Genomic DNA, 13,248 nt, shown 5'->3' on the forward strand with positions numbered 1-13,248 from the left:
AGCGCGCTGCCCACCCGCATGAAGTCGACGGCCAGCCGCCGGGTCAGCGACCGTGCCTGGCAGGCCAGGGCTCTCATGTGGCCACGTCCAGCAGGCCGTTGGTGAAGGACTTCGCCCAGTCCCGGTCGTCCGGTATCGCGCCGTTCTCGGCGAGCCAGTGCGCGTACGGGCCCATGCGTCCCTCGTCGATCACGCCCCAACGGCCGTCGGCGTCCGTCCAGGTGGGCGCTATCAGGGCCAAGGAGCGGGCGATCAGCGGGCGCGGGAAGTACGGGATGACGTGCTCCAGCAACTCCAGTGTGGCGTCCGGCTCTTGGGCCGCCGAAGCGTAGCCGCGGGCCGTGACGGCGAGGAAGTTCCGTACCAGGGAGGGGTGTTCGGCGAGCAGCGCCTCGTTCGTGCCGAGCAGATAGCTGTGGTAGCGCGGGGCGCCGATCTCGTCGACCGGCCAGGTCAGCCGCTGCTCCTCGGGCAGATCGCCGCGCAGGGCGTCCCAGGACCAGTAGTTCCCGAAGGTGGCGTCGGCCTCGCCCGCCGCGATGTCGTCCACGGTCAGCTCGCGCGCACCGGCGTCGATCCCGATCACGGCGTCCGGGTCGCCGCCGTCGGCTGCCACCAGATGGCGCACCATGGCCCGGCCGCGCGGGGTCGGGTTGTAGGCGATACGGCGGCCGGCGAGGTCGCGGGGGCGGGTGATGCCTGTCGAGGTGGTGGTCTGGACGGCCTCCAGGCCCCGGTGGTTGATCGCGGACACGGCGATCAGCGGCTGGCCGTGCTCCGCCCGCCGGGCCAGGAGGCGGTTCGGCGGGAAGATCCCGAAGTCCACCTCGCCCCGGGCCAGATATTCGAGGGTGTCCCCGCGTCCCGGATCCTGGACCACCAGCTCGACGTCCAGACCGGCCTCGGCGTACCAGCGGCGGGCGCGGGCGACGTACAGACCGGCTGAATTCGGCCATGGGTGGAAATAGTCCAGCATGACCCGTATGTATGGCATGGGGGTGCTCCGGGAGGTGCGCAGGCGTGACGGCGCCTGAAATGAGGGGGAGGGGTGCGCGGAGGCGGTGGATCAGTGCATGCGACAACAACAGGAGCGGCGCGCCGGGGAGTTGACCACCGGGTGCTGGGGCTCGACTGCTGAAGACACGTGAACTCCTACGCGGGCGCTGAGGCGCGAGTGGTGCGGTCGGCGTCCCCGTGGGGGCCGGACTCTCGACGAGCCGGTCCCAGACGCCCTCTCAGCCCAACCGGGTAGGGGCTCCCGCGTAGATGGCCGAACGATAACCGCACCACCCGGATTCTGTGCAAGCGCGGTCCGGGATTTGGGACAGTCATGCCCGAGGAATGAGACGCCCAGGTGGCGGGCGTACGATCGGCCGCCATGACCACCTCCCTGCTGCCCGGCCCCCTGGTCGACGACACCTGGCTCGCCGCGCATCTCGACGACCCCCGGCTGGTCGTCCTCGACGCCACCGCGCTGCTGCCCTCACCCCGCGAGGACGGGGACTACCGCTCCGCGAGCGGGCATGGGACCTGGGCCGAGCGGCACCTGCCCGGATCACGGCACGCCGACCTGACCGGCGATCTCTCCGACCACGACGCGCCGTACCACTTCGCCGTGCCGACTCCCGGCATGCTCGTCGCCGTGCTGGCCCGGCTGGGCGTGGGGGAGGGCGTCGAGGTCGTCACGTACGACAGCGGCGGCGCCATCTGGGCGGCCCGCCTGTGGTGGATGCTCCGGGCGATCGGCGTACCGGCGGCCGTGCTGGACGGCGGTCTCGAAGCGTGGGAGGCGGCCGGCCGCCCGCTCGTCTCCGGCGACGACACCGACCCGGCTCCGGTCGTCCGCCCCGTGACACCCGTCGTACGACCGGATCTGTGGTCCGGGATCGAGGACGTGGCCGCCATCAGCCGCGGCGAGCGCCCCGGCACCCTGGTCTGCGCACTGCCGCCCGGCGGCTACGACGGCTCCGCGCCCACCCGCTACAGCCGCCGCGGACACATCCCCGGCAGCCGCAGCCTCCCGGGACGGGGTCTTCTCGACGAGACCGGACGCGTCCTGCCGGCCGAGGAACTCGCCGCCAGGATCGGAGCCGTCCTCGACACCGACGACTCACCGGTCGTCCTGTACTGCGGCGGCGGGATCTCGGCCGCGGGCGCCGCACTCGCGCTCACCCTGCTCGGCCGTACGGACGTGTCCGTGTACGACGGTTCGCTTGAGGAGTGGTCCAAGGACCCTGCCCGGCCACTGGAGTTGGGCGGCTGAACACAGTGGCGTGGCCGAGGAAACGTCTCCCTCCCCCGAAGGTGACGTTTCCCCGGCCGCTTCCCCCGGCGCCGGACCGTGGTCCGTCCGCCCGCGTGCGGCTGTACCCGTGCTGTTACCAGCACATCACCGCGGTGTCCCCCGACCCCCACGTGGAGTACAGGCGCACACGGACGAAGTAGCGGCGGCCCTTGACGAGCCTGACCTTGAGCGTTGCGTTGTGCGGGGTGCCCCCGTCGTCCTGCCCGGCGAGGAAGCGCGGTTCGCCGTCCCGTTCCTCGAAGACCACGACGACCGTGTCGCTGTCCCCGAAGGCGCCGACGGCGTACTCGCGCGTCTGGGTCGGCTCGATCGTGAAGTCGGCCTGCTCGCCCGGTCCCAGCCGCAGTGGCGCCGAGCGGAACGGCACCAGCTCGGCCGGCCGCGGCGGCCCGACGGGCGGGTACCAGCGCAGCACGAACTCCTTGTCCGAGGAGGAGAGGCCACCGTGCGGGTGCAGACCCGTGCGGTACTCCTCCGGCTCCAGGACCAGGCCCGACGCGAACGGGTACTCCATGATCGACTGCGGGTCCCAGACGGAGCTGTTCACCTCGTCGGGGTCCAGTTTGCGCAGGATGTTGAACAGGGTCTTGTCCCGGCTCCAGAAGTTCGGCGGGCTCGCCAGCTCGGCGTACACGGCCTCGTCGTCCCAGTGGATCCCGGCGAACGGGCTCTGGTGCTCGTGCAGCATGCCCAGCGCGTGCCCGATCTCGTGCAGTGCCGTGCCGCGCTGCCCGGGCGCGGTCAGGTCCCAGCCGAAGTTCATCGTGCGGTCGCCCAGACCGACCGTGAGCGCGTCGCGCCCCACCGCCGACCAGGAGCCGTCACCGGCCTGGAACCCGATGCGCAGCTCCGCCTCCGAACGGTCGGTGACCTCGGCGAAGTCGACACCGATGCCGAGCCCCCGCCACTCCCGGAAGCATTCGCGTACGACGTCCTGCTGCTCCTTCGCACCGGCCCACGGCACCCGCCGCAGCTCGCCGGTCCCGGGCACCGGGATGACGGACGTGTCGGCGGCGGCGGAGTTGTCGACGTCGAAGAAGTAGTAGTGCAGGACCGTGCCGTTGACCCACATCCGGCTGCCGCCGACGAGCGCACCGCGCCGCTCCGCGGCCAGTCCCGGTCCGAACTCCGGGGCCGGCTGCTGCGCGAGGGAGCAGTAGCGAGCGGTCATGCGACCAGAGTGCCGGTGACCGTGCCCGGGCGCCTGAGTCGAGGGCTACTCAAGTCACCCTGTATCAGGCGTGAGTAGCCCGACTCATATCTGCGTGATGACTTTCGAACAGGACGCGAAGACCCTCGAACTGCCCTGGCCGTTCACCGGCCGGGAGGACGAACTCGAACTGATCCGCAGGTCGTTGACGGCAGGACGGCACGGCATCGTGGTCACCGGCGCGGCCGGCCGGGGCAAGACCAGGCTGGTCACCGAGGCCGTCAGGGGCGGCGACTGCGCCCGGATCACCGGGACGCCCGAGACCCGGGCGCTGCCCTTCGCCGCGTTCGCCCACCTGCTGCCCGAGAGCGTCTCCCTGCACCGAGCGGTCCAACTCCTGTCCGGCACGCGGCTGTTGCTCGTCGACGACGCCCACCTCCTCGACGACTCCTCGGCCGCCCTCGTCCACCAGCTCGCCGTCCACGGTCGGACCCGCCTGATCGTCGTGGTGGCCGACGGCTCACCGGTACCCGGCGCGGTGTCCCGCCTCTGGACGGGCGAACTGCTGCCGCGCCTCGCGCTGGAGCCGCTGCCCCGCGAGGAGATCGCCCAGCTGCTCGCCGCGGGCGCCGGCGGCCCGCTGGAACCCCTCACCGTGAACCGCCTCCACCACCTCTGCCAAGGCGATCTGCGCCTGCTGCGCGACCTGTTCGGCGCGGTGCGCGAGCGCGGGTTGCTGATCCGGGCCGCGGACACCGACGAGTGGGCCTGGCGCGGCCCCGTGCCGGTCACGGCGACGGTCCGTGAACGCACCGCGCAGGTCCTGGCCCGCGGCAGCCTCGACGAGCGCGAGAGCCTCGAACGCCTGGCCTTCGCCGAGCCGTTGGCATCCTCACTGGACGACTTCGACCTCGACATCCTCGAACGCCTGGAGGCCGAGGGCCTGATCCACGTCGACGACCGGGGCGCCGTCCACCTCACCCACCCCCTGCACGGTCCCGCGCTGCGCGCCGCCGCCGGCCGGCTCCGGGCCCGCCGCCTGGCCCGCACCCCCGACCAGTGCGTCCCGGCCCTCGCGGCCGAACGGGCCGCGCTCACCGACCGCATCGACCGGACCGACGTACGGCCGCTGCCGACGCCGGTGGGGGAGTGGCTGGTGGCCGAGGGCGCACCGGTACCGGCCGGATACGCGGCCGTACGCGCCCGGTTCGCGAGGCTGCGCGGCGAACTGCGCGAGGCCGCGGCCTGGGCACGGGAGGGGCTGCGGGAGACCCCGGCGGACCGCGCCTGCGGGGCCGAACTCGCCCTGGCCGCCGCCCAGTCGGGCGATGTCCCGGACACCGGCGAGACCCTGGCCCACCGCCCCGCGAGCGGCTGGCTGGCCGCGGCCCGGGGCGATGTGGAGACGGCCCGCGAGACCGTGGCCGAGGCGGTGGCGCCCGACCGGCGCGGCGGGGGTGCTGTCGAGGAGGGAAGGCCCGCCGCGTACGCCCTCTACGACGCCGTACGCCTGGGAGCTCCCGAACGGGTGGCCGGCCGGCTGGCGCGGCTGCCCGGCGACGGACCGGCCGTGCTGGCGCGGCACGCCGAGGCGCTGGTCGACGGCGACGGGCCCGCGCTGGACCGGGTGGCGGGGGAGCTGGAGCAGCGCGGGTTCCTGCTGTTCGCGGCCGAGGCGCACGCCCAGGCCGTACGGGTCCACCGCGACCCGCGCGCCGCCCGCGTGTCCCGCACCCGCGCGGTCGCGCTGGCCCGCCGCTGCCAGGGCGCCCGCACCCCGGCGCTGTCCGGACTGGTGCTCGGTGAACTCACCGCCCGCCAGCGGCAGATCGTCACGCTCGCCGCCGCGGGCCTCAGCAACCGGCAGATCGCCGAGCGCCTCACCCTCTCGGTCCGCACCGTCGGCAACCACCTCTACAGCGCCTACACCCGCCTCGGCGCGAGCGACCGCGGCGCGCTGCCGTGGCTGGTGGAACTGCCGACGGCGCAGTCCGCGTGACGGGTGGCCTGCCGAGCCGTGTCTGATCCGTGAGGCCGACGGCTCGGGCTCGGCCCGGCGGATCGGCGCCCGGAGCTTCTTCGACGCGTGCACCGATCCGGTCGCGCTCGACCCGCCTGCGCGGGTGGCCGAACGAGGGCGGTCGGCCACGCCGGGCACCTCACGGACCGCCTCGTGCCCCCGTACCGCAGTGGCCGAGCCACCCGGGTGGGTCAGGCCGCTCCGAACGCCGTGAACGCCCACCCCGTCGCCTGGTGCATCGCGTCCCCCGGCAGCGCGGCCCGGGCGTCGCGCAGGGCCTCCGCCAGAGAGAGGCCCGCGTCGAGGCCCTTGTGCAGGGCGAGCATCAGCGGGACCACGGCGGCGTCGCTGACGGGCGCGCTGCTGGCCACCACTCCCGCCGTGCCCAGCGGGAGCAACGCCGTCACCAGGCCGAGGAGTTCGTCCGCGCCCACCGGGGCCAGGCGGGCCGTGTCGCAGCTGGAGAGGATGATCCGGTACGGGCTGCGGGCGAGGCGTTCGAAGTCGTGCACGATGAGCGGGCCGTCGGCCATGCGAAGGGCCGAGAACAGGGGACTGTCCGCTCGGAACGTGCCGTGCGCGGCGATATGGGCCAGCGTCGCGCCATCCAACTCGGCCAGCACGCGCGGGACTTCGGCGTCGTCGTGCTCCAGGACCGTGGGCATGCCGTAGCGGTCGGCCAGGGCCGGGACTTCGGCGCCGTCGGTCGCGAGGCCGGGCCCGCGCACCAGGACATGCCGCCCGCCGGGCGGTGGCCGGGTGTCCAGGGCGCGCAGCCAACTGCCCGCCGACGGCGACACACTGAGCACCCGCTCGCGCAGCGCGGGCAGCAACGCCCAGGGAACCCGGTGGAGTCGGCCCGGCGGGACCACCACCACCGGCCCCGGGCCGAGATGTTGGGCCGCCTCACCCAGGAGGAGTTCCTCCAGGCGCCGGCCCGCCGCCTCCACCACCGGCAGCCTGGCCTCCGCCCCGGGGTGCGCCAGCCGCCGCAGTCCCGCCTGCACGTGTTCCGCCTCGGCCATCGCCTCCGAGAGCAGGCCCGCCTCGAACCGCCGGACCCGCCCCTGGCCGCACAGCAGGGCGTGCACCCGCCCGTCGACCACGGCGAGTTCCACCAGCCGCCCCTCACCGAGGCGTGCCAGCAGCCGAGTCGGGTCGAAACGTTCGCCCTCGCCGGGGGAGTCGCCGCGCATGTGGAGGGTGCGGGAGCGGATCTCCCGTTCCAGGCGCCGCTGTTCGCGTTCCAGGGCCGGCACCGGGTGGCCCTCCATCCGGGCCTCCTCCGCGCGGGCGGCGATCTCACGGAACGCCGTCAGACCGCTCAGCAGGGCCGGGTCGGCGGGCGGCCGGGCGGGCGGGGTGGACAGCGCGGTCGCCCGCCAGCGCTCGCTCCACGCCAACAGCCGCCGTGGACCACCGGAGTCGAGGCTCGCCCGCTGCGCGAGCGCCGCCAGCTCCGCGCCCTGCGCGGTGGCCCGGGCCCGCAACTCCGAGGCGCCCAGGGTCGTACGGTGGTCGTCCAGGACGTCGAGCCCGCGCCGGCAGGCCTCCAGGACCCCGCGTCCCGAACCGGCGGCCTCGGCGCGCAGCGCCTGCGCCGCCCAGCCGGTCATCCGGGCCAGCGGCGGCCCGGCGCGTCTGCTGCGGGCGGCCACCGCCAAGTGCCGTTCCGCGTCCGCCGTCCAGCCCAGCGCCAGCGCGATCCGGCCCGCGAGCAGCGCGGCCTCCGGCGCCGACGGCGAGCCGAACGCGGCCAGCCGGCCAGCCACCGCGGCGGCGTCCGCGACCAGCCGCCCTGAGGCCCGACCGGCCGCCAACCTCGCCTCGATCAGCACCAGTTGGGCATGCGTCTGCCACCAGGTGCGGCGCTGTGCGGCGAACAGCCGTACCGCCACGGCCGCGCGCGCGATCGCCGTGGACGGATCGTCCGCGAGCCGCGCCGCCCGGGCGGCCACGAGCAGCAGTTCCGCCTTGCGGGTGGACTGCCCGCCGATGCCGTCCAGCAGCCCGATCGCCGTGTCCGCCTGGGCCAGCGCCTCCGCGGCCAGGCCCGCGCTCAGCAGCACCTCGCAGCGGCGGATGGTGAGCATGAAGGTGGGGGTGGTCAGCTTGGCGTACATCTCCTCGGCCTCGTCGAGGAGTTGGAGCGCCACCGGGATGTCGCCCGAGCGGAACGCGGCCAGGCCCCGGCTCTCCACCGCGTCGGCCTTGTCGTGCTCCTGGCCGGTGGTCTCCCACAGCCGCTCGGCCGCCGTGAAGTCGGCGTGCGCCCGGTCCACCGCGCCGAGCGCCAGATGTACGGTCGCCCGCAGAGTCAGCGCCCGCGCCGTCCAGATGACGTCGTCCGTCTGCCGCAGCACGGGGATCGCCCGCCGTACGTCGTCCAGCGCCTCCTTGTGCCGGCCCAGCACCCACCAGACGTAGGCCCGCCGGAACAGGACGCGCGCCCGGGTCTGCCCGCTGCCGCACGCGATGCCCCGCTCGAAGGCCGCCAGCCCCTGCCGGGTGCGGCCCGCGTGCACCAGCGCCACCCCGAGCGTGCCGAGGACGTCCGCCTCCCGCTCCGCCGACTCCGCGCGCGCCGCCAGGTCACGGGCGCGCCGCAGATGCTTGAGCGCGAGCCGGAGATCGCCGAAGTCACGCTGCCAGATACCGATCACATGGTGGGCCACGGAGGCCTGGAACGGCGTCGGATCGCCGTCGAGGACCTCCCGCGCACCGGCCAGCGCCTCGCTCGGAGCCGCGAACACCATCGGCAGCAGTTCGAGAACCGGGTCGCCATCCGCTGTCACTCCTCGCATGCTAGTGGCCCCCGGTGCACACCACACGCGTTTGGCGCTGTATCAAGTAACGGCCCGCGGGCTCTGATTGACGACCGCCGCCCCAGTGGGAGGACACGCCATGGCACCACAGCGATTCCACGAGCAGTTCGACCAGATCCAGCGCTCGATGCCCGACATCCCCCTCGCGATGGGACCGGACGACTCCGCCGAGTTCTTCTACGAGAAGGGCGTCGTGCTCGCCCGCGACGGCGAGGAGGCCCGCCTCGTCGAGGACACCGTGCGCACCCACTTCACCGAGGCCACCGGCCTCACCGCCGACTCCGTCCGCCGGGCCGGACCCGAGACCAACCGGTCCGGCATCACCCGCATCCAGGTCGGCGACCCCGCCCACGGCGACCGGCGCGGCGACCGCGCCGTGGCCAACGCGCTGCGCGCCCTGCGCGAGCCGGAGGGCCGCGCCGGACGGCGACTCGTCAGCCGCAACCACGTCGTGTCGATCGCCGTGAACGCCTGTCCCGGCGACGAACCCGTGCCCGCCCCGCTCACCCAGGGCGCCAACCCCGCGCCCGCGGAAGTCGGTTACGACGCGGACACCGCCGTCGGCGTCCTCGTCATCGACACCGGACTCATGCACGACTACCGGTCCTACCCGCTGCTGGCCCACGTCCAGGGCGACCCGCAGATCAAGGAGACCGACGCGGCGGGAGTGCTCCAACAGTACGTAGGCCACGGCACGTTCATCGCCGGACTCGTCGCGGCCGTCTCGCCCAACACCGAGGTGACCGTCCGCAACACCCTCAACGACGCGGGCGCCATCCTCGAATCCGACTTCGGCGAGGCCCTGTTCGCCGCCGTCGACCAGAACGGCTGGCCCGACATCATCAGCCTCTCCGCCGGCACCACCAACGGCCGCACCGACGGCCTCCTCGGCGTCGAGGGCTTCATGCAGGCGCTGCGCGGACAGCGCACCCTGCTCGTCGCCGCGGCCGGCAACAACGCCAGTGCCACCCCCTTCTGGCCCGCCGCCTACGCCGACCTGCCCGACTACCGGGACGTCGTCCTCTCGGTCGGCGCACTGCGCGGCGACGGCGAGCACGGCGCCTGCTTCAGCAACCACGGCGCCTGGGTCAAGGCCTACGCCCCCGGCGAGCGGCTCGTCGGCCCCCTCACCGGCTTCGACGCACCCACGCCCTACACCTACCAGCACAGCACCTACGACGCCTGCCGGTTCGGCTTCACCTACTCCTGCACCTGCCAATACCCCACCCACACAGGGGTGTTGAGCCAGCAGGGCGACACCTCGGCCGGCAAGCCCGACCAGGTGATGTTCGAGGGGTTCGCGCACTGGAGCGGGACCTCGTTCGCCACCCCCGTCGCCGCAGGCCTGGTCGCCGCCCACATGACCGCGAACAAGGAGAGCGACGCGCGCGCCGCCCGGACCCAACTCCTCGCGGCCAACACCGAGTACGCCGAAGTGCGCGGGGCGCATGTACCGGCGCTGCGCCCGCCCACCTGGCGCCCGGTCCCCGTCGTGCCGCTCTCCGCTCCGGCATGAGGGCCGGAACCCTCCCCTCCACGGCGTACGATGACATGCCGTACACGAGGGGTGGCACCGTGGAACGTGCAGAAGTCGGCGCGCTCGTCCGCTCGGCGGTCGACGGCGACGCGGCGGCCTGGAAGGCGCTCGTGGAGGGGCTCAGCCCACTGGTCTGGTCGGTGGTCCGTGCCCACCGGCTCTCCGACGCCGACGGCGGCGAGGTGTACCAGACCGTGTGGTTCCGCTTCGCCCAGCATCTGGGCCGGATCCGGGAACCCGACAAGGCAGGTTCCTGGCTGGCGAGCACCGCGCGCAACGAGTGCCTGAAGGTGATCAAGGGACTGCGGCGGCTCATGCCCACGGACGATCCCCAACTCCTCGACCGCGTCAGCGAGGAGCGCACCCCAGAGCAGTCGGTCCTCGACTCCGAGGAGGCGGCCTCCGAGGCCGAGCGCATCCGCAGGCTGTGGCAGGAGTTCGCCGGACTGGGCGAGCGGTGCAGGCAGTTGCTGCGCGTCCTGATGGCCTCGCCGCCACCGAGCTATCAGGAGGTGTCCGCGGGTCTGGGTATCGCCGTGGGCAGTATCGGACCCATGCGCCAGCGCTGTCTGCGCCGGCTGCGGGCCCGACTGGACGCCGGGGAGGCGCTGTGAACGGCATGTACGGCGACGGTCCCGACCCGTTCGACGCCTTCGGCCAGGACCCCTTCGACGACGAGGAGTTCGACGACCGGCAGGGCGAACAGGACGACGACGGCGCGGAGTTCGACGAGGCCCTCCTTGAGGAGGAGCTGCGCCAGGCGGCAGCCATCCTGGACCCGGTCCCCGCCGAACTGCGCCAAGTCGCCATGGACGCGTACGCGTTGTACGACATGGACGCCCGGCTCGCCGAGTTGACCTTCGACTCCCTGGTCGACGCCATCCCGGTCAGGGGAGCCCTGGACGTACCGCGCATGCTGACCTTCACGGCGGGCGAGCTCAGCGTCGACGTGGAAGTCACGAGCGAGGGCCTGATGGGTCAGGTGATGCCGCCCCAGCCGGCCGGCATCGAGGTCCTGAACGGCTTGCGGGCACTGCGCCCCACCACCCTCACGGCCGATTCCATGGGCCGTTTCACCAGCGACGTACCCCCGGCCGGTCCCTTCGCGCTACGGCTGCGGACCGGCGGGGAGGTGGTCGTCACGGAGTGGCTGCGGGCATGACCGACGGTGCGCGAGGAAGGAGAGCGGGACACTCCTTCCTCGCGCACCAGGGCCCAGCGCCCTACCAGGTCACCGGCAGGGTCTGCGGACCCCGGATCATCGTCTTCCGGCGCCAGACGATCTCCTCGGCGGGTACGGCCAGCCGAAGCCCGGGCAGCCGGTCCAGCAGGGTGTCGACGAGGAGTTCGGTCTGCAGCCGGGCCAGCACGGCACCGGTGCAGTAGTGCGGGCCGTTGCCCAGGGCCAGATGCGGGTTGGGATCGCGGTCGACGTCGATGCGGTCCGGGTCGGGGAACACGTCCGGGTCGCGGTTGGCGGCGAGGTAGGAGACATAGACCGGGTCGCCCGCGCTGATGCGCAGGCCGTGCAACTCGACGTCCTCCAGAGCGATCCGGGCCAGCCCGACGGAGGAGCGGTGCGGGATGTAGCGGAGGAGTTCGTCCAACGCGGCCTCCCGGCACTCCGGTTGAGCCCGCAGGCGCTCCAGCAGCTCGGGGCGGGTGAGCATCAGGTACAGCATCTGGCCGCAGTTGTGGGTGACCGCCTCCCCGCCGATCTGCAGCGGACCCGCGAGGCCCACGGCCTCCTGCTCGCTGATGTCGCCCCGGGCCACGGCGGTGCCCAGCAGCGAGTACACATCGGTGCCGTCGCTGTCGGCGCGGGCACGGATGGTGTCGGTGATCCACGCGTACATGCCGTTCTTGGCCCGGTCCGCGGCCTCGGCGCCACCGGAGGTGGAGATGATCTGCCGGGTCCAGGAGTGCACCTGCTCGCGGTTCTCCTCGGGCACCCCCATGACCTCGCTGACGACCGCGAGCGGGAAGGGCTCCAGGACCCGCTCGATCAGATCCGCCGGCGGCCCGTCCGCCGCGACCCCGTCCACCAGCGGGTCGAGCAGCGCCTGCGCCCGGGGCCGCAGGCGCTTCATCGCACCGACCGTGAACGCGCCGGCGACCGGCTTGCGCAGCCGGTTGTGGTCCGGCTGGTCGGCGAACGCCAGTGACCCCGGGCGCGGCTTGAAGTGCGGTGCCATACGCGTCACTTGACGGGTCGTCACCTCCGCACGGCCGAACCGCGGATCATTGGTGATCATCTTCACGTCGTCGTAGCGGGTGGCCAGCCACGCCCAGCCCTCACCGTGCGGCAGCCGGATCCGGTTCAGCGGACCCTCGCGCATCAGCTCCGCGAGGACCGGGTCGAAGTCGGTCCCGGTCAGATCGATCGGGGGCCAGTCCCGCACGGGAGGCTGCGGGGCCTGGCTGGTCAGCGTGGTGGTCTCCTCGGTCATGCGTCCACCCTCGTACGCCCCCGCCCGCCTGTCCTGCGGGAGTGCTCCAGCCGGAGGTCAGCCCGCCACGGCGGCGATGAGCGCCGCCAGCGCCGTGGCGAGCCGCGCGATCGCGGCTCCGTCGGGCGGCCCTCCGGGCTCCGTCATGTACGTGTCCCGGCGCAGTTCCACCATCAGCGCGCCCACGGCCGGCTCCTTGCCGTAGAACTCCAGCGGCACGTAGGTCCCGATGAACGGGCTGTTGACGCCGATCTCCCCACACTCCGCGAACGCCTCGCGCGCCGCCGCCAGCAGTGCGGGCGGGGTGTGGAAGGCGTCCGTGCCCAGGCAGACGGGCGGCCGGGGGCCGGTGCCGTGCAGTTCGTAGGGGAGCGGGGCGGTCGGGTAGGAGTGCACGTCGACGACGACGGCCCGGCCGGTCGCGGCCAGCCGGTCGGCGACGGCCTCCGTCATGGCCCGGGCGTACGGGCGGAAGTAGCGGTCGATCAGCGGCTCGGGGTCGTGGTCCGCGGGCCGCAGCTCGGCGCGGTGGGTGGTGCGGGTGTAGACCGCGCCCATGCCCACGGCGAGCATCTCCTCCCGCTCGTCCGGGAACCGCTCCGGATCGACGACCAGCCGGGACAGCCGGTTCACGAACCGCCACGGACGGACGGCACACGCGCGTGCCGCCTCCTCGGCGATCCGGGCCGTGTGACTGTCCGTGATGTGGTCCAGCTCGCGCACCAGCGCCGGATCGTCCAGCACGACGTCCGCGCGGACGTCGTCCGGTATCTCCCGCGCGGAATGCGGGACGTGGAGGATCACGGGCGAGTCGGCGGCGCCGGGCAGCAGTTCGAAGGAGGGGCCGGGGGACGGCGCGGAGGGGGTCACGGGCGGCTCCCGGAGGCGGGGTCAGTGGCGGGGTGCAGGATCAAGGTATCGGCAGCGACGATCACGAACCGGGGGAGAGCGTGGGAGAACG

General features: G+C 73.5%; 10 protein-coding genes. 5 read left to right on the top strand and 5 right to left on the bottom strand.

All coding sequences use genetic code 11. The annotated features are described in order from the left end of the window. Positions 1-73 precede the first annotated feature (73 nt). Positions 74-994: an ABC transporter substrate-binding protein gene (locus ACWDEW_RS41565; RefSeq protein ID WP_450520437.1), complete on the bottom strand. Its 921-nt coding sequence runs from the start codon at positions 992-994 to the stop codon at positions 74-76. Positions 995-1,378: 384 nt separating this feature from the next. Here ACWDEW_RS41565 and ACWDEW_RS41570 point away from each other — a divergent pair, with 384 nt between their 5' ends. Next, complete coding sequence (locus tag ACWDEW_RS41570) at positions 1,379-2,263, top strand: sulfurtransferase (protein WP_450520439.1); 885 nt, start codon at positions 1,379-1,381, stop codon at positions 2,261-2,263. A 115-nt stretch (positions 2,264-2,378) separates the two neighbouring features. On the opposite strand, the gene absR1 is transcribed toward ACWDEW_RS41570, so the two are convergent. Continuing rightward, a complete protein-coding gene (gene absR1, locus ACWDEW_RS41575) occupies positions 2,379-3,476 on the bottom strand; it encodes a beta-glucuronidase AbsR1 (protein ID WP_450520441.1) in 1,098 nt (365 codons plus the stop codon). A gap of 97 nt (positions 3,477-3,573) precedes the next feature. On the opposite strand from absR1, the gene ACWDEW_RS41580 reads away from it, so the two are divergent. After that, entirely contained in the window at positions 3,574-5,454 is a 1,881-nt protein-coding gene (locus ACWDEW_RS41580; RefSeq protein WP_450520443.1) for a LuxR family transcriptional regulator AbsR2, read from the top strand. Between the two features lie 212 nt (positions 5,455-5,666). Here the strand turns inward: ACWDEW_RS41580 and ACWDEW_RS41585 are convergent, their stop codons facing one another. Continuing rightward, positions 5,667-8,270 (bottom strand): CHAT domain-containing protein, encoded by a 2,604-nt coding sequence (locus ACWDEW_RS41585; protein WP_450520445.1) that lies wholly within the window; start codon positions 8,268-8,270, stop codon positions 5,667-5,669. 109 nt (positions 8,271-8,379) lie between these two features. Between ACWDEW_RS41585 and ACWDEW_RS41590 the strand changes: the two genes are divergently transcribed. Genes ACWDEW_RS41590 through ACWDEW_RS41600 form a run of 3 tightly spaced genes read left to right on the top strand, consistent with a single transcriptional unit; the run spans position 8,380 to position 10,999 of the window. Then, entirely contained in the window at positions 8,380-9,816 is a 1,437-nt protein-coding gene (locus tag ACWDEW_RS41590; RefSeq protein WP_450520447.1) for a S8/S53 family peptidase, read from the top strand. Then, the gene (locus tag ACWDEW_RS41595) at positions 9,813-10,451 is read left to right on the top strand and encodes an RNA polymerase sigma factor (protein WP_450520449.1); all 639 of its coding nucleotides are present in this window, start codon (positions 9,813-9,815) and stop codon (positions 10,449-10,451) included. Before ACWDEW_RS41590 ends, ACWDEW_RS41595 begins: the two co-directional genes overlap by 4 nt. Beyond that, positions 10,448-10,999 (top strand): hypothetical protein, encoded by a 552-nt coding sequence (locus ACWDEW_RS41600; protein WP_450520451.1) that lies wholly within the window; start codon positions 10,448-10,450, stop codon positions 10,997-10,999. Before ACWDEW_RS41595 ends, ACWDEW_RS41600 begins: the two co-directional genes overlap by 4 nt. Positions 11,000-11,060: 61 nt before the next feature. Here the strand turns inward: ACWDEW_RS41600 and ACWDEW_RS41605 are convergent, their stop codons facing one another. Together ACWDEW_RS41605 and ACWDEW_RS41610 are read right to left on the bottom strand one after the other, a co-directional pair. After that, complete coding sequence (locus tag ACWDEW_RS41605; protein ID WP_450520453.1) at positions 11,061-12,287, bottom strand: cytochrome P450; 1,227 nt, start codon at positions 12,285-12,287, stop codon at positions 11,061-11,063. Positions 12,288-12,344: 57 nt separating this feature from the next. Beyond that, positions 12,345-13,157: an N-formylglutamate amidohydrolase gene (locus tag ACWDEW_RS41610; protein ID WP_450520455.1), complete on the bottom strand. Its 813-nt coding sequence runs from the start codon at positions 13,155-13,157 to the stop codon at positions 12,345-12,347. Positions 13,158-13,248 lie beyond the last annotated feature (91 nt).

Source organism: Streptomyces sp. NPDC001100, assembly GCF_053598575.1.